The sequence below is a fragment of the Lysinibacillus sp. NPDC093688 genome (assembly GCF_050280145.1).
In the GTDB taxonomy this organism is placed as follows: Bacteria; Bacillota; Bacilli; order Bacillales_A; family Planococcaceae; genus Lysinibacillus; species Lysinibacillus xylanilyticus_B.
This window is the reverse complement of the sequence record NZ_JBNNUX010000023.1, coordinates 33396-59052: the sequence shown is the minus strand read 5'-3', so window position 1 is coordinate 59052 and position 25657 is coordinate 33396. Positions and strand designations below refer to the sequence as shown.

Below are 25657 nucleotides of genomic sequence, written 5' to 3'. Positions count from 1 at the left end.
AAACTTTGTATTATTGCCGTCCTTATCCTTCCACTTTAAGAAGTGGCGAGCTTGCGCTGAACGAAGTTAAATAGCCCCATAGGCTATCTCCGCTATTTTCTAATAATTGTGTTGCGACAAAATGAGTCCAATAAGAGGTGCTGGCCCCTTCATCGCGCCATGACCAAAGTCTGCGTGTAAATTGATGCAAACTATGTTCGTGTGTTGTACCAATTGCAGCATGTACTTGATGCGCAATTGTTGTCACTGCTTGAATAATTTCTTCAAAACGAATGCAAGCGTACGCAACCTCACTATGTTGACTGTTCATCTGAAGGGCTTCTGTAACATTATTAAATGCTGCGAGAGCGATTGCTGTTTCACCAGCTAAATTTACAATATGCTGTTGAACGAGCTGAAAGCGATGAATCGGTCGACCAAATTGCTCACGTTCTTTCGTATATTGAATAGTTAAGTCATTTATTTTATCAATAGCACCAGTCATCAGTGCTAATTGAAACGCAGAATTGAGTGTTGTTATAGTGTGTACCTTATCAGGAGATAACACAGCAGATACTTGTGAAGCCGTAGCATGATGGAATATCACGGTATCACGCGGCTCGCTTGCTAAATTCGTACCTAGCTTAATTTCAGCTTGGCTTAAATCTATTTCTACAAGATGTGTGCCTTCCGTGCTATGGGCAAGTGTCACTAGGTGTTTTGTATGACGTGCCCAAGGGACTTGAATCGCCTCTCCCGTTAATTTGCCATTCTCTAACGTAAAGGCTTGGTTAGGGCAAAGCATATACGTCGCCAAATCCTCAATTATTTGTAACTGCGTAAACTGCAATAAATAATTTGCAAATGTTGTTTCTGTAAATGGAATCGGTGCAGCGTATTTTCCAGTTAAACGAACAATATTCAATAAATCCTCTATGTCGCCACCTGCACCGCCATTTTCTTCTGTAATAGCTACAGCAGTCATTCCATTTTCTTTAAACAGTTCCCATAGTTCTGGTGCCCAATTACCTTGTTCCACTGTATCCACTAAATCTTTATCAACTTTTTCTTTTAACATACGCTCTACAACATCAACGATCATGTCTCTCATTTCACTCATTGTGCTATAACCCCTTTCGCTACAACGCCATACAGTACTTCTGAAGTTCCTCCTCGAATAGTAAAACCTGGTGCATGTAAAATGGATTCAGCCATAAAGCGATCGATTTTACGATGCGCGTCAAGCGTTGGGTAAGTCTGTACGATTAAGCGTGTGATTTCAGGAATACTTTGCTCAAATTTCGTACCGAGTGCCTTCACAAGTGCTGCAGGAATAGATACATCATCACCATTACCGGATTCTAGAAGTTGAGCTACGCCAATTGATAAATTACGTAAACCCCAAAGACGAGCTACTATTTTAGACGCTTGCTGTAACCCATCTAAATTATTTTGGCGCTTTAACTCTTGAATAAGCTCATCGATTAATGGGAAAGTACTCAATATTCGCTCTGGACCACTGCGTTCAAAGGCAAGCTCTGCTAATCCTTGAGCCCAGCCGTTACCGACCTCTCCAACAACCATATTGTCAGGTACAAAAACATTGTCAAAGAACACTTCGTTGTAATGATGTTCACCAGTTAAAAATTTGATGGGAACAACAGTTACACCTTCCGCATGTAGATCGACAATCAACTGACTGAGCCCGGCATGTTTACTTTTTCCATCAAAAGGACTTGTGCGCACTAAAGTGACCATATAATGGCATAGGTGTGCATTACTCGTCCATATTTTCTGACCGTTGACAATCCATCCACCATCTACTTTTTCAGCACGTGTGCTGACCGAAGCGAGGTCAGAACCACTATTCGGTTCACTCAAACCTATGCCGAAGTAGCATTCACCTTTCACAATCTTAGGTAAGAAATAGTCACGTTGCTCTTCTGTTCCATAACGTAAAAGAAGGGGTCCTGTTTGGCGATCGGCAAACCAATGTGCAGCAACTGGAGCACCAACGGCTAAAAATTCCTCTGTTAAAATGTATCGATCGATAGTACTTCTCTCTTGGCCGCCATATTTTTTAGGCCAAGTTAAGCCGATCCAACCTTTTTGACCGATTAATTTAGAGAATTCAGGATCATCTCCACTAAGCCAAGAATCACATTTAGGCGTGAAGGTTCCTTTTGCTAATTCATCCTGTAAAAACGTTCGAACATCTAAGCGAAATTGCTCCTGTTCTTGTGTAAACTGCACAGTTGGTAAATGAAACATTTGATCACTCCTTAAGTTTTACCGTAATGTGGTAACTATTACCGTATATGTGTATTTTATGTTCACTTACAAGTGTAGTCAATTACTTTTTTGGAATTATTAGAAAATTTTACAGGGGAGTGATGAAGATTTAAGTCTTACTACCAAAGCGTGAGGTTGATTTCCGTTCTGGCTGGGCGCTTTCCTGGGGGCGTCCGATGAGCCGCTTCGCTTCGCTGCAGGGTCTCATCTGTGACGCTGATCCCCGAGGAGTCGGCCAGCCTCCACTCCAATCAACTTATATATACTGCATACGGTTTAGCAAAATGTCATCCCAAAACTTTCGGTGATAGGGTAAAATCTGTTAGAAATTTCCACTTGAATGCTTATCATCAAAGCATGAGGTTGATATTTTCGTTCCGAGTGGGCGCATTCCTGGGGGCGTCCAGTCTTCACTTCAATTAACTTGTAAAATGATATACATTTTAACAAATATCATCCCGGGCTTTTTATGTATAAAAAATAAAAATTTGATTAAAAAATGGGAAAATACAGAATAAACATGTTACTATGTAGAAAATTCTGTTTTGGAGGTGTGGGGTATGCAAATGGCTATCGAAACTTCCCAAAAAATAATGCAAGTTTTATCACCACAATTAGTACAGCATTTGGAAATACTACAATATACTACGAATGAGCTAGAACAGTATATTTATGAAAAGGCTAACGAAAATCCACTGTTAACTGTCACGGATGCAAAGGTGAAAATGCATTATGAGGAAATTATGCAATTAGCAAGCTATTCTGATAAGAGTTATTCTGCGCAATATTATGCGTCTCAACATCATTCATTTGACCCGATTGAGATGAAGTTTGCTGTAAAAGAAAGCTATGAGCAGTTTTTATTGGAACAAGTACCTATGCATAAAAATCTATCTTCTATAGATTTAAAAATCTTAACGTTTTTAATTCAATCCTTAGATGAACGTCTATTTTTAGATGTTGATTTAGAAGTTGTCGCTAATAGATGTAAAACGGATGTTATGCATGTAGAGGCATTAGTGGACTTACTTCAAACTTTCGAGCCAGTAGGAGTAGGGGCACGTAATTATAAGGAGTTTTTACTCATTCAGGTAGACAGTGATGGGCTTGCACCAAAATTGGCCTCTCGATTTATCGAAACGGATTTAGAGCTAGTGGCTGCACAGGCTATTAAACAGTTAAGTAAAAAGTATAAAACGTCTCTACATGAAGTGAAGAAAACGGTCGACTATATAAAGAATTTAAATCCAGTGATGATAGGAAATCAATTCGAAGCGATACCATATGTCATGCCAGAAGTCGAAGTAGAAAGGTTAGGAGAGGAATGGCTGATTAAATTAAATCGTGGATATTTACCAATCGTTTCTATCGATAAACAGTATGTTGAAATACTAAAAAATGATCCGAATTGTAAAGCATATTTCAAAGATACAATGAAAGATGCACTTTTATTATTACAAGGAATTGAACAACGTGATAAAACACTGTACGAATTAGCTAGATTGCTAGTGGAATTGCAAGAAGATTTTTTCCATAAAGGTATGGAGGCATTGAAGCCTATGCGGTTAAAAGATGTAGCGGATAATTTAAGTCTACATGTATCAACGATTAGCCGAGCAGTGCGTGGGAAATATATAAAAACCTCTCATGGTGTGTATGCTTTACAATCGTTATTTACAAAAGGAGTAATGAATATTTCTGGAAAAATGGATTCAATTATGTATATTAAAAAGCGGCTCAAACAGTTGATCGAGGGAGAGGATAAACAAAAGCCTTTAACTGATCAGCAAATTAAAAATACTTTGAGTGTGGAAGGTATTCAAATATCCAGACGAACAGTAGCGAAGTATAGGGAAGAAATGAATATTATGAGTTCCTTTAATCGGGTATATGGATAGGAAAGATGATGTAAAAGAATAGTCATTGATGTATTTTTGCATCAAAACTTGAAAATCGCATATGAAAAGATTTGTTGTTGCTGTCGCTACGCTTTCGCACAGCAAACATTTGGTGCTGAAAAATATCTTTTCACCAAAATTATGAGATGAGGATGTTTAGACAACCGCTGAAAAGAAGTTAAAACGTATGCCATATATGAGTTGATTGGAGTGGAGGCTGGGCGACTCCTTGGGGATCAGCGTCACAGATGAGACCCTGCAGCGAAGCGAAGCGGCTCATCGGACGCCCCCAGGAAAGCGCCCAGCCGGAACGGAAATCAACCTCACGCTTTGCTTATGAGCCTTAAAATTACTGGATTAGAAAAACCTATGAACAATAGATTTACAGACAAATATTTTTTGAAATTTTTAATAATTGAATAAGTTTGGCATCAGAATTGCTCATTAAACTGTAGACATTAAAGTAGAGAAAAGGGGCTAGTAAATGTCTACATAAAACACAAAGGGGTGGTTTAATGGGAACTTTGCAAAAATCACTGAAAACACGACATATTACAATGATTTCCATTGGTGGGGTTATTGGTACAGGGCTTTTCGTAGGGACAGGAAAAAATATTTTAAGTACCGGTCCTGCAGCGGTGGTTTCATATGCAATTGCGTGCTTACTCATAGTGCTGATCATGCAAATGGTTGGGGAAATGGCAGCTGGAGAAATTGTATTAGGGAAGAAATCAGGAGGTTCGGCAGAGTTAGGTTCATTTGCTTCATATGCAGGGAAGTATATTGGTCCATGGGCAGGGTTTACAGTAGGTTGGCTTTATTGGGCAAGCTGGGTATTTATTGTGGGGTTGGAAGCAGCACTCATAGGGGGAATGCTGCATAATTGGTTTCCGATGATACCAACATGGCTTGGAAGCGTAGGCGTAACGTTATTGATGACAATCGTTAATATTTATTCAGTAAAATCATTTGGTGAATTTGAATATTGGCTTTCCTTTGTTAAAGTTACGGCTATTGTTGTATTTTTAATTGTTGGTATAGCCATGATTTTAGGGATTTGGCCAAATTCTGAACCGAAGGGATTAGGTATTTTAACGGAATTTGGTGGATTTGCACCAAATGGCATTGTCCCGATTTTTACGTCAATTGTCTTTGTTATATTCTCGATATGTGGTGCTGAGGTTGCAGCCATCGCTGCAGCAGAGTCAGAAAATCCAGCGAAAAATATTGTCCGTGCCATTCGTAATGTTGTCTTTCGATTAGGTTTATTTTTTGTAGGCTCAGTAGCTATTATGGTTTTACTTATACCTTGGAATGATACAAAAATGTTGGCAGCGCCTTATGCAAATATTTTAACAATGGCAGGGCTTCCAATTGCTGCTCAACTTATTCAAATAGTCATTTTTATTTCATTAATTTCTGTTTTAAATTCCGCTCTTTATACAAGCTCACGTATGTTACTAGAAATGTCGCGTCAAGGTGATGCACCAAAAATATTTTCACAAATTAAAAATCATCGAGGTGTGCCTGTTCCAGCTGTTATTGGTAGTACGGTAGTTGCGTATATTTGTGCGATGTTATACTTCATTTCACCTGAAGTTATTTTCTACTTTTTGGGGAATTGCGTTGGAGGATTAATGATTGCAGTTTATATTTTCATTGCTATTTCACAAATTCGTTTCCGACGTCATTATGACAAAGTTTCAGATGAGGCATTATCGATTAGAATGTGGCTATTTCCATATCTATCGTATGTCACGATTGGTATTTTAACAGTCGTTTATTTCTGCCAGGCTCTCATCGAATCTTTACGTTCACAATTTTATTTAAGTACATTAGTATTGATTGGCTCAATTGTGTTGTTCATGATAATGCGAAAGCTGTCGACAAGACCTACGGAGCAAATAGAGGAAAAGCTAGCCTCAGAGTAGAATTCTATAAAATACAAAAAATTCGCGATATTCCTGCGAGATATCAGGCCGCGAAAGAACTTAAAGGATGCTTTAAGTTCTTTCGCGGCGTATAGATGCCCCGTAGAAAGAGCGGATTTTTTTGTATGAATGGATAAGGTGTGTTAATTAGGAAAAAGGGTTTATAAAACCAGTACAACTGTTAATCGATAAAGATTTAAAGTTCGAGAGGGAGTGATCTAGATGTCGATAACTCAACTACATAAAGATGAGCATTTTTTTATTGTGAAAAATGATGAGGTAATGATTAAAAGTGATATCCAAATAGAGCTTCTTGAAAAAATAATAAAAAAATATAGTAAAGGGGCGGAAACCTTTGAGGTAGAAGACTATTTTATTCATGTTTTAGAAACTTCGCAAGGTACCTTATTTTATGCAAAACCATTCATGCAGTATAGCTATATAGATTTTATGAACCCATTGTCCATAAAAGTATTAAACTCCATATCCGATGGGGTTACAGTATGCGATAGCGAAGGCAAAATTTTATTTCAAAATGATATTGATATTGAAATTGTTGGCATTGATTTAATGGGGAGATATGCAAAAGACGTTATCGCTGAAGGATTAATGAGTGATTCCATTTCGATGAAAGTAATTGAATCAAAAGAAAAAGTAACGATTTTGCAGACGTTTATTAATGGAAAATGTTTCTTAGTTTCTGGTAAGCCAATATTTGATGAATACGGTGAATTACAATACGTAGTAGCAATTACACGTGATATGACACAATTAAAACTGTTAGAGAAAGAAGTGAAAAAATTAGAAGTTCAAAATGAGAATTTTAAAAATAAGCTGCATGCCCTACATAATAAAGAAACAACAAAAAGTAGTTTAATCGCTGTGTCTTCAGAAATGATGCAGGTTGTAAAGCGGGTTATGAGAGTTGCAGAGGTAGACTCAACTGTATTAATTGGTGGCGAATCGGGCGTTGGTAAAGAAGAGATTACAAAGCTTATTCATGCAAATAGCCGGCGTAACGATAAGCAAATATTAACGATTAACTGTAGTGCAATCCCTGAGAATTTATTAGAATCTGAACTTTTTGGCTATGAGGCGGGAGCATTTACGGGTGCAGCAAAAGGTGGTAAGGCAGGGTTATTTGAGATTGCGTCTGGTGGTACAGTGTTTTTAGATGAAATTGGAGAGATGCCCTTACTACTTCAGGCGAAATTATTACGTGTCCTCCAAGAATCTGAGGTTCAGCGTTTAGGCAGTGGAAAGCCTATCCCAATTGATGTACGCATAATTGCTGCGACAAATCGAAATTTAGCTGAAATGGTGAGGCAAGGTCATTTTCGTGAGGATTTATACTATCGTTTAAATATTATCCCGATTGAAATTCCTCCTTTAAGATATCGTCGTCAAGATATCATCCCACTAGTCTACCATTTTTTAGCTGTTATTGAAGAAAAATATGGTATCCATCGAACAATCGAATCATCTGCAATGAAAATATTAGAGGGTTATGATTGGCCAGGAAATGTACGTCAACTTAAAAATATGGTGGAGCGTATTTGCTTGCTAGCAACGCAGCCAGAAATAACAGCGTATATTGTGCAACAAGAGTTAGATAGTAACCCAATTATTATACGTGATTTAGAAAATCCTCTAGAAATACAAAACATCCAGGAACAAATTGTAACACCGAAGTTTAGCGGTACGTTAAAGGAGCAAGTAGTCGCGTTTGAAAAGCAGATTATTAAGGAAGCTCTATCTAAATTTCCGAGTATCCGGCAGGCTGCTAAATCACTTGGCTGTGATCAATCAACATTGGTACGTAAAATACAAAAGTTGCAATTAACGAAACAAATTTCATATAAGGACTAATGATGTATTTTTGCATCAAAATTTCATTCATGCACAATAAGATGTAATATCGCAATATTTGCTAATTAATACGAGGAAAATGCTGAGATGCATCATTAATTTGTTAATTGAATTAGAGGGAAAGGGGCATTTTCAAACAAGAAAGTGTCTCTTTTTCATTTTGTTTACATTTCATAACGTGGGGGTTGATTTCCGTTCCGGCTGGGCGCTTTCCTGGGGGCGTCCGATGAGCCGCTTCACTCGCGATGCTCGCTCCAGGGTCTCATCTGTGACGCTGATCCCCGAGGAGTCGCCCAGCCTCCACTCCAATCAACTTATAATATTGGCATACATTTTAACAAAATCATTCCTTTCTTTTAGAAATGAGTCAAAAAGATTACAACGCATTAAAGAATTTTTTCATTAGTTGGCATGAGAATTGCTATTAAAAAAATGTATGAAATTATAAACGAAAAGAGGTTGGCATTTATGACAATTCAACTAAAAGAAGAGTTAAAAACGTTAGATCAAAAACATTTTCTACACCCAACAACGTCGATTGAGCAACAGCAAACACAAGGTCCAGCAGCCATTTTTACAGAGGGAAATGGCATTTACTTAAAAGATATAGAAGGAAATATATACATTGATGGCATGTCTTCTTTATGGAATGTAAATATCGGGCATGGCCGTAAAGAAATTGCTGAAGTGGCGAAGGAGCAAATTTCTACATTAGCATTTAGTTCCTGCTTCGGATCATTTAGCAATGAACCAGCCATTCGTTTAGCGACGAAAATCGCATCCTTAACTCCGGGAGACTTAAATACTGTATTTTTCACTTCAGGCGGCTCAGAGTCGAATGATACAGCGATTAAAATAGCACGTCATTACTGGTTACTAAAAGGGCAGCCAGAGCGTCAAAAAATTATTTCTCGTACACATTCATACCATGGTGTAGCTATGGGGGCTACAAGTGCGACAGGCTTACAAGCATTTCGTGACTTTACCAATTCACACGCCCCTGATTTCCACTATGTTTACAGCGAATCCGCACGTAATTTACGTGAAACGATTGAAGCATTAGGTCCTGAAACTGTGGCGGCATTTATTTCTGAGCCTGTACAAGGGGCAGGGGGAGTTAATATTCCACAAAAAGATTACTTTAAAGAAGTGCGAAAAATTTGTGATGAGTACGGTATTTTATTCATTGCAGATGAAGTTATTACCGGATTTGGTCGTACAGGGAAATTCTTTGGTATGGAACATTACGGGGTAGTGCCAGATATGATGTCTTTCGCTAAAGGCGTATCAAGTGGTTATGTTCAACTTGGTGGTGTGGCGATCTCCGAAACAATTCATCAAGATTTATGTGAACTTTCAAAAGGGACATTCATGCACGGATATACTTACAGCGGTCATGCACTCGCTTGCCAAGTTGGATTGAAAAACATAGAAATCATTGAGCAAGAAAATCTCGTTGAAAATGCTGCAAACATGGGGGAAGCCTTGTTAGAAGGATTCCGAGCACTGCAAGAAAAATATAGCTTTATCGGCCGTGTGCGTACGCTTGGATTACTTGGAGCCATTGAATTAGTGAAGAGCCGTGAGACGGGTGAATTGTTTGAGACTGCTCTTAGTCCAATCTTTGTACAAGAGACGATGAAACGAGGATTGATCCTACGAACGGTCACGTATGATCAAGATACAGTTGTTTTTTCTCCACCTCTCATTCTATCAAAAGTAGAGCTAGATGAAATGTTACGTATTTTAGACGAGACATTTGACCATATACGTAAAACAATTGTTGAAAAAAATATTTAACTTCTTTCAGTCAAGTGTTTTGGTAAAGCAAAGCGTCAGCTGCAAATGTCTTTTGTACCGAAAGCGTAGCGACAGGTACAGAAGTCTCCCACCTCTATAGATGGTGAGATGAATGCTGTTTTAAGTCCCTTCTTTTAAGTGGGTGTCAAACATCCTCTGAAAAGAGGAACTCAGTCTAAGAACGCCACGTCCTGTGGCAACGACTGAGTGACCAACATCTTGTTGGCCCAAAGCCTCCGGCCGATTCCGGATGCAATTATGCCGAGGCATAATTGATGTAGTTGTAAACGATCATTATTTGAAGGAGGAGTTTTATGACAACTATCGTTAGAGAAATACGTGAACAATTTAATCCGGCGAAACCATCTCAATGTATAGGTCAAGTTGAGCTTTTGACAATAGATGAAACGAAAGAAGTTATCGTTGCAGCTCAGGAAGCATTTGAAGGTTGGAAAAATACGTCTTCTGTTGCACGTGGAGAAATTTTACGTGTGACAGCAGACTTGCTTGAGAAAAATATTGATAAAGTAGCTGAAATAGCTTCGAGTGAAATGGGTAAAACGAAAAATGAAATGCTTGGTGAAGTGAAACGTGGCGCTTCCATTTTACGTTATTTTGCACAAGAAGGGATGCGGGCAAAAGGTGAGGTGTTACCTTCTGCCAATGAAGCGAAACTATTATACACAATGCGGGTACCACTTGGTGTCGTTGCTGCCATAACTCCTTGGAATTTCCCTGTCGCTATCCCTCTATGGAAAATTGCGCCTGCATTAGTGTACGGCAATACAGTAGTTTGGAAGCCTTCTATTGAAAGCGCTTTAACCGGCAAATTAATAGGAGAATTATTTGAGCAGGCAGGATTACCGAAAAAAGTGTTAAATGTTGTGCAAGGCCGTGGTTCAAAAGTGGGGCAGGTATTATTGGAGGCACCTGAGGTAAAGGCAATTACATTTACAGGTTCAAATGGTGTGGGTCAAAGTATTTTAGATACTGCTGGATCTACTAATAAAAAAATTCAGCTCGAACTTGGAGGCAAAAATGCAGCAATCATTTTAGCTGATGCCAATATAAACCAAGCTGCAAAATTAACGATTGAAGGTGCGATGAAGCAAACGGGACAACGTTGTACAGCAACTAGTCGAGTCTACATCGAGGAAGCAGTTTATGAAAAGGTATTAGAGCAGTTAATCGAAGAAGCTAAAAAAATTGAAGTTGGTGTCACGATGGGGCCAGTGTCATCCAAAGGGCAATATGATTCTATTTTATCCGCCATCGAAAAAGCAAAAGTTGAGGGTGCGGAGCTTGTATTTGGCGGAGGTCCTACAAAAGGTATGGTAGATGGATACTATATTGATCCAACAATTTTTACGAATGTAACACACGAGATGTCGATTGCCCATGAAGAGATTTTTGGACCAGTTTTAGCCGTCATCAAAGTAAAGGATTATGAAGAAGCGATTCGATTATCGAATGATTCTAATTTTGGATTGAGTGCTTCTATTTATACAAATAACATTCCGAAAGCATTTGATTTTATTAACCGTAGTGAAGTTGGACTTGTACAGGTTAATGATGAAACGGGTGGAGCAGAGCCTCAAGCACCTTTTGGAGGAGTGAAAAACTCAAGTACGGGTGCCCGTGAGCAGGGGCAGGCGGCGAAAGAGTTCTTTACAACGTTTAAAACCATTACGATTGGCACGAAAAGCGAATAAAAAGTTAATCGTGTAAGAAATTTAAAATAGAAGACAAAAAAATATACGTCACATATGCCTCGGTGTAATGACCCAGATTTTTCTTAAATTGTACGCAATACCTTAAAAAAATCTGGGGCATTTGCTCGAGGTATTAACTTTATACAAAAAGAAAACATAATGTTCTTGTGCAATTAGATCAAGTGTTAATTATAACTTTAATCATAAATAAGAGAGTAGTTTACACTACTCTCTCTGCAAAATAAGGGTATATAAATTTTTAATGTCGAGTAATGCATAAACTATGAAAAATATTACTACATAGATTAAAAAATCTAAAGTTAAAGAGTAGTTGTTTAATATTCCTATATTACTTAGAGTTTTTTGAATCACCAATGTAAGAAACATAGCTAATCCAATTATTAAAAGGTTACGGAGCAATAATATCACACACCTTTCAGTATTATTGTTTCTATAAGCATTACAAAACTTTATCACCCCAAACTAATATTGGTGGTATATTATTTATAAAATAGTCAATGTAAGTATTAATATAAGGGTTAAAGGATTATCACCATAACGTGTGGTTGATTTCCGTTCTGACTGTGCGCTTCCCATATTGCTCGCTCCAGGATCTCGGGCCAACAGATGTTTTTTGCGCGAAAGCGAAGCGGCAGCAAAGGGTTTTGTCTGTGCGAAAGCGAAGCGACAGCAACACGGTTTTAACTGTACGAAAGCGAAGCGACAGCAACAACAGCACCGATGTTGGTCACGAAGGCGTTATCACAGGATGTGATGCTTTTAGCCTTCGTTCCTCTACTGCTAATCCCCATGGAGTCGCCCAGCCTCCACTCCAATCTACTTATATATATGGCGTGATCTTAAACAAATGTCATCCACAACTTTTGGTGATGAGCCTACTATAAACTTGAATTTTAAATATTTTACTAACGACTTATAATCATTTTTTTCATGGTATCGTAACTGTATGACCACAAATAAACCACGATTTGACCGCAATATTTTTCTCGGTTCCCCTTTATTTTTTGCAGTTTTTAATTAGAAAAATTCCCCTCATTTGCGGTTTTTTATAACAATCCAATGTCCCTAATTTTTTCAACAGCTTCTATTCTAGAATGTACTTGTAGTTTTTTGAAAATCTTTGTTAAACGATATTCGACTGTGCGTAAACTGACAAATAAATTTTCTGCTATTTTTTTATTTGTTTTGCCAGCGGCCACTAATTGTAGCAAGGCAAGTTCATTTTTTTGAAGGTCATATTGGATTAACTGATTCATTAGTTCCATTTTGTTCTTTTGGTTATCTACTACTTTTAATTGTTGTAATAATTGCACTGGCATCATGGCATTCCCATCTAGAGCGGAGCGTATTGCCGCAATAAGATTTTCTGTAGAGGCTGTTTTGCTAACAAAGCTAGAAACACCTGATTCTACTAATATATCGAAGAAAGGTTCAATGTCGTAACCCGTGTAGATAATTTTAATTACATCATAATTTAATATTTTTAATAATCCTGGATCCTTTAAAAATGGCATGCTTATATCAAATAAAAATATATCAAATGTTTGTTGTGAGAGAGCATTCAAAGATTCCTCATTAGTCCTTACAACCGTGACATGGAAATTGCCTTCTTGTTCTAACAATAATTTTATACCTTCACCAACAGCTTTATGGTTATCTACTACTAAAATACTTACCAATCCCTTACCTCCTTTGATGAAAATGGACTATTATTTTGAAATCGTTAATTATAATGCATTATACCTAATTTCGCTCTGGAAAGGGATACAATCCAAAAATAGATTTAACTTCACGTTGGCCCAAAGTCTCCGGTCGCAATTATGCCGAGGCATAATTAATAGGGGAAAGTTTTTTAAAACGAAAGGCAAATTACTTCAAGGTGACTGAAAAGAGAAGAGTGTGCAATTTGTAGATGATAGAGAAAGTTCTTAAGTATGCAGGAAGAATCAAGCTTTTTAAACTTTTTAGTTGGGACTAACAAGAATAGCCTACGTGAACATTATTTAAAATTAGAAAACGATGATTTACCTATAAAGCATTAATCTCCAAAGTTGAAAAAACAGGATAGGACATTAATATCTGTTTTATTTCGTCTTCATATAGAAAGGAATTTGTCTCAACTAACTTTTGAAACAAATTCCTATGGTTGTTTTTATTTCACAAATCGTTTTAGTTTAAAGAGAGATAAGTCTAGCTGACTCTTTCCATGTAGAGTAAGATCAGCTAATACTTCACCAACCGCGCTACTAAATTTAAAGCCATGACCTGAAAAACCTGCTGCAATAACAATATTTCGATGTTCAGGTAAAAAATCAATAATGAAATCCTCATCTGGTGTCATCGAATATTTACATGTTTTTCCGAATTTCAGTGCACCGTGCTGAGGCATAAAACGATTGATAAAGTTTTCTAAATCTATTGCATCCTGTTCGTCGAATGGGCGAAGCGGATCGTTTGGATTGATAGCCTCACCGCCATCATGTCTGCCAAGCTTTAGGCCGGTTCCATTAATACTTGGAAAACCGTAGTACATGGAATCTGCAAATTCAAAACAATAGGCCGGGAAAACAACTTCACGATACAGTTGCTCCTCTGCCTCAAACCATGCAAATGTTTTTCGCGTCGGTGTTACAGGGATCGTGATGCCCATTGTTTGTAGTAACTCAGTCGCCCAAGCACCGGCTGTTACGACTAAATGTTTTGCTTCGTAAATAGTGTTTGCCGTTTGAACACGTACAATATCACCAGCTTTGATGTTCTGCACTTTTTCATTTGTATGTAAGGTTGCTCCCGCCTCGATCGCTAATTTTTTATAAGCGATAATGCAGTCTTCTACACGAAGGACACCAGCAGTAGGCTCAAAACAAGCAACAAAGTTTTCTGGTAAGGATAATCCAGGCCATTTTTTCATTGCCTCAGATGCTGAATACTGCTCTAATGATAAATCGTAGAGTTTAGCACTAGTTTTTACATTTTGAATAAAAGGATGGGTCTCTTCACCGACATTCATTACCCCTGTTTGTAAAAATAAAGCTTCATCGGTTAACGTTTCAAGCTCCTTCCATAATTCACCCGCTCTTTTGACAAAAGGGACATAGCTAGCGCCTTCACCATACGCAAAGCGAATAATTCGAGTTTCTCCGTGATGGCTACCTTCTTCGTGAGGAGGATTAAAGGCATCAAGCATCAAGACATTTTTTCCTGCTTTCGCTAAATGATAGCCCGCCGCCATACCCATCGATCCTGCACCAATTATAATTACGTCGTAAACCATATTAATCCCTACCTTTTTGCTAAAGTATAACAAAATAAAAGGGGGTGGGACAGAAATTTCAGAAAATAATTTAAATAAGAAAATGCCCAATCTCCTAACAGAGTAGGAGTATTGGGCATTTTAGTTAAAAAGCTATTTCACACTAGGTAATATTTTATTTAATACGATGGCTACTATAGCAGCTGTTGCTATTGGAGAGCCGAATAAGTATTGAACTGTTGTTGGTAATGAGTATAAGAAATCTTTAGGAAGTAATGTTAGAGCTAATGTTAAAATCACTGGTACTGCGATTACATACATTTCCTTTTCACCAATGTTTTCATTTTTCATTACTTGTAAACCACTGATTGCAATAATGCCACAAACGATAACAAATACACCACCGATAACTGCTGATGGAATGGCAGAAATAAGAGCAGCTAGTTTACCAGAGAAGCCGAATAGAATAAACCAAAAACCTGCGGCAATAAAAACACGGCGACTTGCGATACCTGTAATCGATATCACACCTGCATTTGTTGAATAGCCAGTGACAGGAGTTGAGCCTAGTAATGATGCGATGAAACAACCAATTCCTTCGCCGATAACCCCGCGATTAATTTGTTTATCAGTTAATGGTTTATCGATGACGTTACTCACGGCAAACCATGTACCTGTTGTTTCTGCCATTAGGACGATATAAATAATGACCATTGTAATGATAGCTGAAAAATTAAACGTGAAGCTAAAATCTGCGATTGGAATTTGAGGCATACTAAACCATTTTGCTTGTGACACTGCTGATAAATCTAAAACACCCATAATATTTGCCGCAATACAACCTGCGACTAAAGCGATAATTACTGATGTAATACGAAATACGCGGCCTTTTTTATTAAAAACAGAACCTAGCATAACACAAAGGATTAGAACGCTAGCTGAAATTAGAGCTAAATAGATGTTTTGGTTAATGGATGCTCCTGCAGCATTAAAAATGTTATTACTTAAACCTACAGGCATTAATGAAAGACCTACTACAAAGATAATTGTCCCACCGACAATTGGCGGAATGAAAGTTTTCACGATTTTATTGAATATACCTGTAAAACCTAAAATAATAACTAAGATGGCGCCGACTAAACTTGCTCCTAGCACAGTACTCCAACCAAGATCTCCACTACCACTCGCTGCATAAATACCTACAATTGCACCGATTGGAACATATGAAGGACCTTGTGCTATCGGTAACTTCATGCAAAAGTGAGTTTGAATAATCGTTGCAATCCCTGCCGCAATGAAGGTCGATTGTATCAATGCGCTTGATTGACCTGATTGTAAACCGATTAACATAGCAATTAAGAAAGGAACTACGTAGACATCCATCGCCATGACGTGCTGTAAACCAAGTAGTGCGGATTGACCGAGTGATACCTTTTCATCTGGTAAAACTGTTAACTGCTGAGTTTTCTTTTTATCGTTAGCTAATTTGTTATGTTGCGTTTCCACTAAGATGTACACCTCAAAATTGTAAATTTAGAATTTTTATTTATGCTCTAGCGTGAACCTTATTTCCTTGTACCCATACTTCACGGATATTTTCAGGGCGCACAAGATACATAATTTTTTGGAAGATATCCTGTAAATCTTCCTTGCTATCAAAAATAGGAAGTTTTGCAGAAGGTATGTTAGTATCGATGATTTGTACATCCCACGTGTAGCTTTCTTGTAATCGACCAATTGGTAGACTCAAGCTTTCTCCGCCACCTGCTGTTGCTAAATAAAATGCTTCATTAATCGTAATACGTGAATTTGGGACACCACGTTTTTCAGCAGGAAGAGAGGTATCGACACCGTCTTCTAGCATTCTAGATGACATGACTGCTTGTCTAGCATTATCGAATAGGCTAGGTGAGAAACCGCCAGAAATATCTGACCCTAATCCGATATCAATGCCTTTTGCATGGAAACGGGCAATTGGAATGACGCTATTTGCAAAATAAGCATTAGAAATTGGACAATGGCCAATTGCTGTGCCTGTTTCAGCAAATAACTGTGCATCATCATCATTTAAGAAATTACAATGTGCCATCACAGATTTATCGCCTAAGAGACCAAAGTCATGTAAGGCAAAGGCATCATTTTTCTTAAAACGTTCCTTTACGTAACCATGCTCCCAATCACTTTCACTACAGTGAGATTGAATATGTGTATCATATTTTGCAGCTAATTCTCCTAAACCTTTTAAAGCATCGTCTGTGCAGCTTGGGATAAAGCGTGGTGTTACAACTGGATAAACACCTTGTTTCGTTGATTTGGCTAATTCCTTCACAGCTAAAATAAATTCTTCTGTATCTTTAAGTGCAGTTTGAGTATTTGCATCTCGATAATAGTCTGGATTTTGTTCAGGATCATCCATTACAACCTTCCCAACTAGACCGCGTTGACCTTTTTCAGCACAAATTTTCGCTAATAGCAGGCTTGCTTCTTTATGGACAGTTGCAAAATAAAGCGATGTAGTAGTTCCATTGGCAAGAAGAGTACTTACTAAATCTTCATAGACCTCTTGTGCAAACTCTAAATCGGAGAATTTGGATTCGATAGGGAAGGTGTATGTGTTCAGCCAATCATAAAGTGGAATATCTAATGCAGTTCCAGCTTGTGCCCATTGCGGTGCATGTACATGCAAATCGACAAAGCCTGGTAAGAAGTATTGTCCACTGGCTAATTGATGAAAATTTTCTTTGTGTTGATATGTAGTTAGTAGATTTTGATAATCCGCATGCTCAGGAGCTACTATTTTCGCAATTATCCCATCAGCATTAATGAAGAATAAATAATCCTTTAAAATTTGTACTTCAGTAGGAGACTTACTTGAAAAAGCTGTCCCTTTGAAAATTGACGTATATTCAGTCATAAAAACCACCTTAATGTTCGTGTATTGATGAATGTATGGATTATTATAGGTCATTTAAACTGTTTCGTCTATAAAAAAACGAATATTAATAGGATTGTCGCAGAATTTTTAAACGGATTTCGCTATTTTTTTACAGCTTTTACAAGCATTGAGATGAATTATCGCCAAAAGTTGGGATGACATTTGTAAAACGTATACTAATATAGTTGATTTCCTTTTCGGCTGGGCGGAAAGCGCCCAGCCGAAAAGGAAATCAATCCCATGGTGATGAGATAAAGTAGATTACAAATTTTAATAAATAAAAGAACTACACATTAATTCGTTATTGTACAAATTTTGTGTAGTTCAAACTTTTGAAAAATAATTGTTATGAAATTGAGTCATTGATGATGTTAATAAAAGTATTAAAGGTCGACGAGGTATTTTGTTCATTTTTTCTTGTGCAAAGATAAATAGGACGCTGAATGTCGACGTCTTTTATAAAAACTCGCGCTACTTGCTGTCGTTGAATAAAGCTAGAAGCCGCTATGGACGGAGCTAACATCGTACCATATCCAGCTGCAATGGCGTGAATGGATTCATTGATACCGTCCAGTTGTAGCCCTACTCTAGGTGGTGGAATTTTATGAACTTTACATAAAGCATTTAAATATTCTTTTGTAGAGCTACCATCTTCTCGTGAAACAAATGGCTGCTGCATTAATTCCGCTAATGTCACTTTCTGATCTGCCAGCGGATGGTCAAATGGGACGATAAACCAATAATCGAGATTCATGAGAAATTGATAATTAATATCTGGATGATGGCCATCCTCTTTTACGATAAAAGCCATGTCAACCTTATAGTGAAGCAATTCTTCAATAACCTGCTGGGAATTAGCCGTTTTTATGTGGATATTAGTTGTCGGATAGGCTTGTTTATATTTTGCGAGCCATTTTGGTAATAAAAAATGGGATGGAACATGGGTAGAAGCAATTTGTAATTCTTCATTACCTGTGTTTTTTAATTGTTCTAGTTTGTTTTCAATGTCCAATTCTAAATCAAATAATCGCTGGGCCTGTTTAAATAAAAATTCACCGTTTTGTGTTAAGGTAATTCCTCTACCTTTCGATTCTAAAAGAGTTAAGCCTAGTTCCTTTTCCAGATTTCGCATTTGAATGGTTACGGCAGGTTGACTAATCATTAGAGCTTGCGCTGCCTTCGAAACACTATTGAGCTCAGCTACTTTTGTGAATAATCTAAGAGCATGTAAATTCATTATGTATCCCACCTTATATAAAAATTTTTTATCCTTTTATATAAATTATATATTAGATTTATTAATTTTCACTCTGTATCCTTTTAATTACAACAAGTTTTTGGGGGTGGGGACAAAATGAATCGACAACATATCGGAATTTTATTTGGTGGGGTGCTATTACTTGTAGTGGCTATGGGGATTAGCCGGTTTGCATTTACGCCAATTTTGCCATTTATGCGTCATGATGTCGGGTTTTCGTTTGAAGTTGCAGGATTTTTAGCATCGAGTAATTATATTGGCTATTTCATTGGCGCTTTGTGGGCAGGATTTATCAATCGCCAAAAAAAGAACTTTTTATTGTTAAGTGTTGTTTTGAATGTCCTTTCTGTTGTTCTTATGGGAATAATTGGAATATATAGTGTTTGGCTTGTGCTTCGTCTGATTGCGGGCATTACAGGGGGACTTATTTTTGTATTAACATGTAGTATTGTTATGGATTATTTAGCAAAGCATTCACTTACACGATGGTCAGGCTATTTATTTGGTGGTATCGGATTAGGAATTGCTATTTCAGGTTTATTAGTCCCTGCTATTGAAGCACGTTTTGCTTGGCAAGGTACATGGATAGGCTTAGGGATTTTATCTGCAGTTTTTTTAGTAACGACATATATACTTTGGAGAGGTTTACATGTACAAGATAGTGTGAAATCAGCAAAAACCTCTGATACAAAAATGACAAAGGGCTTTATGCCATGGCTAATCGTCGCATATGGCTTTGAGGGGTTAGGCTATATTATTACAGGTACTTTTTTAGTTGATATCATTCATAATATTCCTTCACTACAAGCATACTCTTCCTATAGCTGGGTTATTGTTGGGGTAGCGGCTATTCCATCAGCACCTGTTTGGACTGTATTATTAGAAAAATTCTCTGCCATCAAAATTTTGTTTGTCGCATATGTATTGCAAGTAGTAGGCATCTTATTACCAGTATTTTCTCAAACAGTATGGAGCGTATTATTATCGTCATTTTTATTCGGCTTAACATTTGTAGGCATTGTGACGTTAACGACCTCTTATGCACGTCAGCTATTCCCAACGCAAAGCGGTCCAGTCGTATCATTGTTAACAACGTTTTATGCTTTTGGACAAATTATCGGACCGATCATCGCGGGCCAGCTTGTGGCGGTTTATAGTAGCTATAAGGCAGCGCTTGTCTTTGCAGGAGTCATTGTATTTTTTGCATTGATTGTCATGTTATGTGGAAGATGGATCACGGTTAAACAGCAGGCCGCTTTAGACAATGTCTTGCCTATCAAAACTCAATCCAGTTCTTAAATAAGAAAAGCCAGAAATCTTATTGGGAATTTCTGGTTTATATTTTTACTTAAAGATGGCGTGCCTCAATCTAAATGATATAAAAAAATAAAATAAAAGTCTATAACTTTTTGGGTGTATATGAAAAAATAGTAATGTGCATAAGGGACGTAACGTTACGATTCTATAAAGAGATGAGGGAATTATATGGCAAGAACAGTACCGACAGAAGAGGCGATTAAACGATGGGATCAACATGCAGAAAGGTTTACAGCAAACTACGATGAACATGGTGGCATACACCGTGAAGTATTATTAAATCCAGCCGTTTTTTCATTATTAGAAGAGGTGAAAGGAAAAAGGCTACTAGATGCAGGCTGCGGAGAAGGGTATTTAAGTAGAATACTTGCTCAAAAAGGGGCTATTGTCACAGCAGTTGATTATTCAGAAAAGATGCTAGAAATTGCTAGAGAAAGAACACATGAGGAAGTTCCTATACAATATAAACATGGAAATTGCGAAAAACTAGATTTTTTAGTAGACGAACAGTTTGATGGTATTGTTTCCAATATGGTCCTTCAAGATCTAGAGGATTATAAGGCAGCTTTGAGTGAAATGTATCGTCTTTTAAAACCTAATAGTACTCTCATCTTTTCAATTCTTCACCCGTGCTTTGTTACGCCGAATAGTGGGTGGATAAGAAATGAACGGCTTGACCAACAGTATTGGAAGGTCCAGCGTTATTTTTATGAAGGGGTATATGATCAAAAGCTACCGCTAGATTCCGATGAAAAAATTGTATTTTATCACCGAACATTAACGAGCTATATGAAAGCAATTATGCAAGCAGGCTTTTCTATAGAGGACGTTATCGAACCGATGCCTTCAAAAGAGATGCTAATAAAGTATCCACAATTCGAGGAAGATTTGCATTGTGCAAATTTTATCGTATTTAAATTAAGAAAATAAAGGAGGGGAGCATGTGCGTATATTTCATGTGAGTGAGGAAAGCGATATTACCGTATTCCATCCCCGATTACCTGATCGACTAGATTTAGATCCAGAGAAAGGGCTAGTATGGGCAATTAACGATACATGTTTGCCTAATTAACCCCTAGAAATTGTCCAAGAGTTTGCTATCATATTGGTGCCAATACAACCGACAGGATAAACGAGCCTTTATAGCATCAGAATCATGTTCACATGTTGTCGTAATTGAAAGCAATTGGTTTGAGACGATGAAGAACTCAAAACTAATGGATTTACGCTACAAGATAAAAATGCTGGTTATTATACGAGTGAAACAAAACAATATCCTATTGCTAAATTTGAAGTGAAAAATTTATTTGAGGAAATGTTTAAACATAATGTTGAAATACGGGTAGTTGATAGCCTGTGGAACATCTATGATGATATTCAGAAAACAACATTGAATTGGTCGATGTGCAGAATGCGATTTGCGCAACCAAGAAAATAATTAGCCAAGCCTCGTAAACGCTACTGTCCTGTTTACGAGGCTTGATATATTTAGACAGTAAATGTTTGTACTAATGGGGTACTCGTAATATCAATCAATTTATTATCTTCATATGTAAATATGTATTCATAGTTTATGGTTTCATCCAGCATTTTTGGTAAGTAATATTTTAAATCCGCTATTCCTACATTTTTAGGATGGAAAATCCATGATAGATCTTTCCAATCTAAAATGCCTTCTGCAACTTTAATCGGTGTCATATAATGATAGGACTCTGGTAATTCAGCAATAAAAGCATACATACAGCCATAGTCGGTCGTTCCATCAGTCCACGTTATTTTTCCTTTGAATGTAATATCCAGCAGTGCGATACCCGTTTCTTCCTTAATTTCTCGTAAGGCACCAACTAGTGGCGTTTCATTTTTCTCTATCTTTCCACCTACACCATTCCAAGCTCCCATCCATTCTGGGAAGTCTCTATTTAGCAATAATATTTGGTCACCCTTCTTAAGAAAACAAATTGTAAATTCAACCAAGCTTTTTCCTCCTTTTAATGTGAAAATAAAAACTTCAAGCATTTGAACGTAATTGCCATTGCTACTTATCCAAAAAAACTGTAGATAAAAAAATAGTAGCACAAACCAGATAACGGTTGCGCTACTAATAAAATTACTTTTGATTTATCGTTATTGCTAAAAAATTATATTTATGAAGAAATGAGGAAATAGAGTGGAAAGAATGGTGGTATTCGCCTTGGAGTATTATTTAATCCAGCCATTTTTTCATTATTGGAAGATGTAGAATTGTGCTAATTTAGAATTCAAATGATAGATTTAGTTTTATGAAAAATAGAGAGTTGAATTTAACTATTGATGAGTTTTTTTAAATCTTATGGTTGATCATATATAAAGGAACTAAAAAAGCTCGATTAGCTAATCCAGTATGGGGGCAAAAGATGAGTAGTACATCAGCGATATTTGATTAAACTAGTAATATGCCAAAAATACGAGATAATCTCAATAAGTCAGAAATAATTCAGGTAAGCAATTACCTCACCGGTTTTTTTATGTTGAAAGGATAGTAAAATAGATGGCTTTGGATGAACACTAGCTAAAAGTTGACTATAAAAGAAATTATTTATTATGTTTAGTTAAAAGAAGTTTGGGAGGAGGATATTAGGTGGATAAGCGTGAGCGAACAAGAGCACAAATATTAGTAGCGGCCAAAAATGTTTTTTTAGCAAATGGATATAAGGATACGACGATTAAGTTAATTGCCAAGGAAGCAGGGCTAGGTTACGGGACGATTTATTCTCATTTTAACTTAGGGAAAGAGGAAGTTTTGGCAACTTTAGTGGAAGATGTCATGAGCCCATTCTATAAAATTGTAGAACTAAATTATACGCCGAAAAATAAGCAAGAGGCTTTTAATTTTACGTTTAAAAATATATATAATTATTTATCCTTGGCAGTTGAAAATAAGGAAATATTTAGATTGATACATGAAGCAAAAGGTGTGTCACCGTTAATTGGGGATAAATGGGAATCAATCACGGATCAATTTATTAGAAGGGTGTCTGCCAACGTAGAAATTGTTCGACAGCTGGGGCTGATCCGCAATGAAAATTATCATGCGGAGGTTATTGCGAGTTCGTTGTATTACATTGCAGAGCGGTATTTATGGAAAATTATTTTGGACAAAACAGACATTCCAATTGAGGAAATTGCGCGTGATGTGGCAACGATGTATACATTTGGCTTGTTTAAATAATTCTGTTTAAAGCGAAGAAATGCTAAATAATAACAAAATTAGCTAATGACGCGGCGTCTATTTCTTATTTATAATTAAAATAACGTTATAAAGGGAGGAATTGAAATGTGGTTAAATCAGTCATGTTTAGAGGGCGGAGTTGAAATGTGGTTAAATCAATCATGTTTAAAAATTGACACCGCGTCAGTTTTGAAGGAAGATTGTTCGCTTTCGGAAACTTTCTTTAAAAGAACTGCCACTGATGAGCAATGTATCGAAATGTATAAACATATGGTACAAGGAAGAATCTTTGATGGGATTGCATTGAAATTTCAACGCCAAGGTAAAATAAAAACATATCCGCCAATTAGAGGGCAAGAAGCGGCACAGGTTGGAAGCGCTTACGCATTGAATTCGAATGATTGGATTTATCCTAGTTACCGAGATATTGCGGCTTCATTTGTTCACGGGATGCCTATCGATAAGTTCTTTTGTTACACAATGGGTAAGATGGCTGGGCAGCATTTAACTGATTTATCTATTTTTCCTATTCAAATCGTTATTGGAGCGCAATTTTTACATGCGGTAGGTGGGGCATGGGCTAGTAAATATAAAGGGGAAGATAGTGTTTCGGTTGCTTATATGGGTGATGGAGGTACCTCTGAGGGCGATTTCCATGAAGCATTAAATTTTGCAGGTGTATATAAATTACCAGTGGTTTTCTTTATTCAAAACAATCAATGGGCAATTAGTAATCCAATTCATAAACAAACCGCTAGCCACTCAATCGCACAGAAGGCGTTGGCTTATGGAATTACAGGAATTAGAGTAGACGGCAATGACGTATTAGCAGTTTATGAGGCAACGAAGCTTGCTATAGAAAAAGCTAAAAATGGAGAGCCTGTGCTGATTGAAGCTGTTACATTCCGCCAAGGACCGCATACAACTGCAGACGATCCGACGAAATATAGAGACCAAGCTGAAGTTGAGCAATGGCTGACAAATGACCCTATAGAAAGAATGAAAAAATTTATTATTACTACTGGGCTATGGGATGAGAGGCAAGAGGAGGAGCTGTTAAATGACTGCGAAGAAATCGTTTTAAAAGCCTATGAAAAGGCACTTACAATCGAAAAGACAACGATTCCAAAAGTACTTAGAGCAACGTATGAAACAATGCCTCAAAACTTAGTAAGACAATTGCAACAAAGAGGAGAGGTGTAATGATGGAGATGACAATAGTACAGGCAATCAATACATGCTTAACCCAAGCAATGGAAAATGATGAAACAATCCTCTGTCTCGGTGAGGATATCGGAAAAAATGGTGGAGTTTTCCGTGTGACGGATGGGCTCATGGAACGTTTTGGAGAAAGGCGTGTAGTTGATACACCGATTGCTGAGTCTGCAATTATCGGAGCTGCAGTAGGTTTAGCCACTAGAGGACTTAAACCAATAGCAGAGATACAGTTTTTAGGGTTTATTTATGAGGCGATGGATCAAATGGTAGGACAGGCCGCACGCCTTCGCTCTCGAACGGAAGGTACAGTTACCGTGCCACTAGTTGTTAGAGCACCGTACGGAGGAGGGATTCATGCACCTGAATTACATTCAGATAGTTTAGAAGCATTGTTTTTACATTCACCAGGTTTAAAGGTAGTCATGCCAAGTACGCCTTCCGATGCTAAAGGGTTACTCGCAGCGGCGATTAAAGATCCAGACCCAGTATTGTTCTTAGAGCCGTTGAAGCTATACCGTACGATAAAAGAGGAAGTACAAGAAGAATATTATGAAGTGCCTATTGGTAAGGCGTCGATTGTTCAAGAAGGGGAGCATGTGACTATCGTTACATATGGTCCAAGTGTCGTAACCGTTAAACAGGCAGTAGCGCAATTACAAGGGCAGGGTGTGTCTGTGGAAATCATTGATTTACGAACAATCGCACCTATTGACTATGAAACCATCATTCAGTCGGTAGATAAAACTGGCAGACTAGTCGTTGTTCATGAAGCGGCAAAAACAGGCGGTGTAGGGGCGGAAATCGCAGCAGTTATTGCAGAAAACTGTATGTATGCTATGCACGCACCGATTTTACGTGTCACAGGTTATGATACACCGTTCCCAGTATCGAGCATTGAGGCAGAATGGATGCCAACCGTAGCGCGCGTTGTAAGTGCAGTACAAAATGTCATGAAAGAATAGGGAG

General features: G+C 37.5%; 19 protein-coding genes and 1 pseudogene. 12 read left to right on the top strand and 8 right to left on the bottom strand.

The annotated features are described in order from the left end of the window. Positions 1-22: 22 nt before the first annotated feature. Positions 23-1099: an acyl-CoA dehydrogenase family protein gene (locus tag ACQKN2_RS17215; RefSeq protein WP_427416028.1), complete on the bottom strand. Its 1077-nt coding sequence runs from the start codon at positions 1097-1099 to the stop codon at positions 23-25. After that, a complete protein-coding gene (locus ACQKN2_RS17210) occupies positions 1096-2250 on the bottom strand; it encodes an acyl-CoA dehydrogenase family protein (RefSeq protein ID WP_323650443.1) in 1155 nt (384 codons plus the stop codon). Before ACQKN2_RS17210 ends, ACQKN2_RS17215 begins: the two co-directional genes overlap by 4 nt. Positions 2251-2831: 581 nt before the next feature. Between ACQKN2_RS17210 and rpoN the strand changes: the two genes are divergently transcribed. From rpoN to ACQKN2_RS17185, 5 genes are all read left to right on the top strand, one after another. After that, a complete protein-coding gene (gene rpoN, locus ACQKN2_RS17205) occupies positions 2832-4169 on the top strand; it encodes an RNA polymerase factor sigma-54 (RefSeq protein WP_427416027.1) in 1338 nt (445 codons plus the stop codon). A 515-nt stretch (positions 4170-4684) separates the two neighbouring features. Further along, positions 4685-6100: an amino acid permease gene (locus tag ACQKN2_RS17200; protein WP_427416026.1), complete on the top strand. Its 1416-nt coding sequence runs from the start codon at positions 4685-4687 to the stop codon at positions 6098-6100. Positions 6101-6322: 222 nt separating this feature from the next. Further along, positions 6323-7969 carry a sigma-54 interaction domain-containing protein gene (locus ACQKN2_RS17195; RefSeq protein ID WP_427416025.1) on the top strand — a complete coding sequence of 549 codons (1647 nt, stop codon included), beginning with the start codon at positions 6323-6325 and terminating at the stop codon, positions 7967-7969. A gap of 468 nt (positions 7970-8437) precedes the next feature. Further along, a complete protein-coding gene (locus ACQKN2_RS17190; RefSeq protein WP_427416024.1) occupies positions 8438-9769 on the top strand; it encodes an aspartate aminotransferase family protein in 1332 nt (443 codons plus the stop codon). Between the two features lie 314 nt (positions 9770-10083). Next, the gene (locus tag ACQKN2_RS17185) at positions 10084-11481 is read left to right on the top strand and encodes an aldehyde dehydrogenase family protein (protein ID WP_427416023.1); all 1398 of its coding nucleotides are present in this window, start codon (positions 10084-10086) and stop codon (positions 11479-11481) included. A 1067-nt stretch (positions 11482-12548) separates the two neighbouring features. Here the strand turns inward: ACQKN2_RS17185 and ACQKN2_RS17180 are convergent. The 5 genes from ACQKN2_RS17180 to ACQKN2_RS17160 form a co-directional block, all read right to left on the bottom strand. Beyond that, positions 12549-13181, bottom strand: coding sequence for a response regulator transcription factor (locus tag ACQKN2_RS17180; protein WP_427416022.1), 633 nt, complete (start codon positions 13179-13181; stop codon positions 12549-12551). A 473-nt stretch (positions 13182-13654) separates the two neighbouring features. After that, entirely contained in the window at positions 13655-14776 is a 1122-nt protein-coding gene (gene solA, locus ACQKN2_RS17175) for an N-methyl-L-tryptophan oxidase (protein WP_427416021.1), read from the bottom strand. Positions 14777-14908: 132 nt separating this feature from the next. Continuing rightward, on the bottom strand, positions 14909-16261 hold the full coding sequence (locus ACQKN2_RS17170; RefSeq protein WP_427416020.1) for a uracil-xanthine permease family protein: 1353 nt from the start codon (positions 16259-16261) through the stop codon (positions 14909-14911). A 40-nt stretch (positions 16262-16301) separates the two neighbouring features. Beyond that, a complete protein-coding gene (gene guaD, locus ACQKN2_RS17165) occupies positions 16302-17669 on the bottom strand; it encodes a guanine deaminase (protein ID WP_427416019.1) in 1368 nt (455 codons plus the stop codon). 367 nt (positions 17670-18036) lie between these two features. Continuing rightward, positions 18037-18927 (bottom strand): LysR family transcriptional regulator, encoded by an 891-nt coding sequence (locus tag ACQKN2_RS17160; RefSeq protein WP_427416018.1) that lies wholly within the window; start codon positions 18925-18927, stop codon positions 18037-18039. A gap of 117 nt (positions 18928-19044) precedes the next feature. Between ACQKN2_RS17160 and ACQKN2_RS17155 the strand changes: the two genes are divergently transcribed. The 4 genes and pseudogenes from ACQKN2_RS17155 to ACQKN2_RS17140 form a co-directional block, all read left to right on the top strand. Continuing rightward, a complete protein-coding gene (locus tag ACQKN2_RS17155) occupies positions 19045-20247 on the top strand; it encodes a YbfB/YjiJ family MFS transporter (protein WP_427416017.1) in 1203 nt (400 codons plus the stop codon). A gap of 186 nt (positions 20248-20433) precedes the next feature. Further along, the gene (locus tag ACQKN2_RS17150; protein ID WP_427416016.1) at positions 20434-21195 is read left to right on the top strand and encodes a class I SAM-dependent methyltransferase; all 762 of its coding nucleotides are present in this window, start codon (positions 20434-20436) and stop codon (positions 21193-21195) included. A gap of 13 nt (positions 21196-21208) precedes the next feature. After that, the gene (locus ACQKN2_RS17145) at positions 21209-21337 is read left to right on the top strand and encodes a DUF6886 family protein (RefSeq protein WP_427416015.1); all 129 of its coding nucleotides are present in this window, start codon (positions 21209-21211) and stop codon (positions 21335-21337) included. Positions 21338-21481: 144 nt separating this feature from the next. Beyond that, a pseudogene (locus tag ACQKN2_RS17140) lies at positions 21482-21703 on the top strand (DUF6886 family protein); the annotation flags it as partial. 50 nt (positions 21704-21753) lie between these two features. On the opposite strand, the gene ACQKN2_RS17135 reads toward ACQKN2_RS17140, so the two are convergent. Then, entirely contained in the window at positions 21754-22239 is a 486-nt protein-coding gene (locus ACQKN2_RS17135) for an NUDIX hydrolase (RefSeq protein WP_427416014.1), read from the bottom strand. 643 nt (positions 22240-22882) lie between these two features. On the opposite strand from ACQKN2_RS17135, the gene ACQKN2_RS17130 reads away from it, so the two are divergent. The 3 genes from ACQKN2_RS17130 to ACQKN2_RS17120 all read left to right on the top strand — a co-directional run bounded on the left by ACQKN2_RS17130 (position 22883) and on the right by ACQKN2_RS17120 (position 25653). Beyond that, complete coding sequence (locus ACQKN2_RS17130) at positions 22883-23473, top strand: TetR/AcrR family transcriptional regulator (RefSeq protein WP_427416013.1); 591 nt, start codon at positions 22883-22885, stop codon at positions 23471-23473. 105 nt (positions 23474-23578) lie between these two features. Next, positions 23579-24676: a pyruvate dehydrogenase (acetyl-transferring) E1 component subunit alpha gene (gene pdhA, locus ACQKN2_RS17125; RefSeq protein WP_427416012.1), complete on the top strand. Its 1098-nt coding sequence runs from the start codon at positions 23579-23581 to the stop codon at positions 24674-24676. After that, positions 24676-25653 (top strand): alpha-ketoacid dehydrogenase subunit beta, encoded by a 978-nt coding sequence (locus tag ACQKN2_RS17120; RefSeq protein ID WP_427416011.1) that lies wholly within the window; start codon positions 24676-24678, stop codon positions 25651-25653. Before pdhA ends, ACQKN2_RS17120 begins: the two co-directional genes overlap by 1 nt. Positions 25654-25657 lie beyond the last annotated feature (4 nt).

Coding starts and splice junctions, on each gene's coding strand:
- pdhA (WP_427416012.1), top strand. CDS start 23,579: ATGTGGTTAAATCAGTCATGTTTAGAGGGCGGAGTTGAAATGTGGTTA.
- rpoN (WP_427416027.1), top strand. CDS start 2,832: ATGCAAATGGCTATCGAAACTTCCCAAAAAATAATGCAAGTTTTATCA.
- ACQKN2_RS17190 (WP_427416024.1), top strand. CDS start 8,438: ATGACAATTCAACTAAAAGAAGAGTTAAAAACGTTAGATCAAAAACAT.
- guaD (WP_427416019.1), bottom strand. CDS start 17,669: ATGACTGAATATACGTCAATTTTCAAAGGGACAGCTTTTTCAAGTAAG.
- ACQKN2_RS17215 (WP_427416028.1), bottom strand. CDS start 1,099: ATGAGTGAAATGAGAGACATGATCGTTGATGTTGTAGAGCGTATGTTA.
- ACQKN2_RS17210 (WP_323650443.1), bottom strand. CDS start 2,250: ATGTTTCATTTACCAACTGTGCAGTTTACACAAGAACAGGAGCAATTT.
- ACQKN2_RS17155 (WP_427416017.1), top strand. CDS start 19,045: ATGAATCGACAACATATCGGAATTTTATTTGGTGGGGTGCTATTACTT.
- ACQKN2_RS17185 (WP_427416023.1), top strand. CDS start 10,084: ATGACAACTATCGTTAGAGAAATACGTGAACAATTTAATCCGGCGAAA.
- ACQKN2_RS17120 (WP_427416011.1), top strand. CDS start 24,676: ATGATGGAGATGACAATAGTACAGGCAATCAATACATGCTTAACCCAA.
- ACQKN2_RS17160 (WP_427416018.1), bottom strand. CDS start 18,927: ATGAATTTACATGCTCTTAGATTATTCACAAAAGTAGCTGAGCTCAAT.
- solA (WP_427416021.1), bottom strand. CDS start 14,776: ATGGTTTACGACGTAATTATAATTGGTGCAGGATCGATGGGTATGGCG.
- ACQKN2_RS17195 (WP_427416025.1), top strand. CDS start 6,323: ATGTCGATAACTCAACTACATAAAGATGAGCATTTTTTTATTGTGAAA.
- ACQKN2_RS17200 (WP_427416026.1), top strand. CDS start 4,685: ATGGGAACTTTGCAAAAATCACTGAAAACACGACATATTACAATGATT.
- ACQKN2_RS17150 (WP_427416016.1), top strand. CDS start 20,434: ATGGCAAGAACAGTACCGACAGAAGAGGCGATTAAACGATGGGATCAA.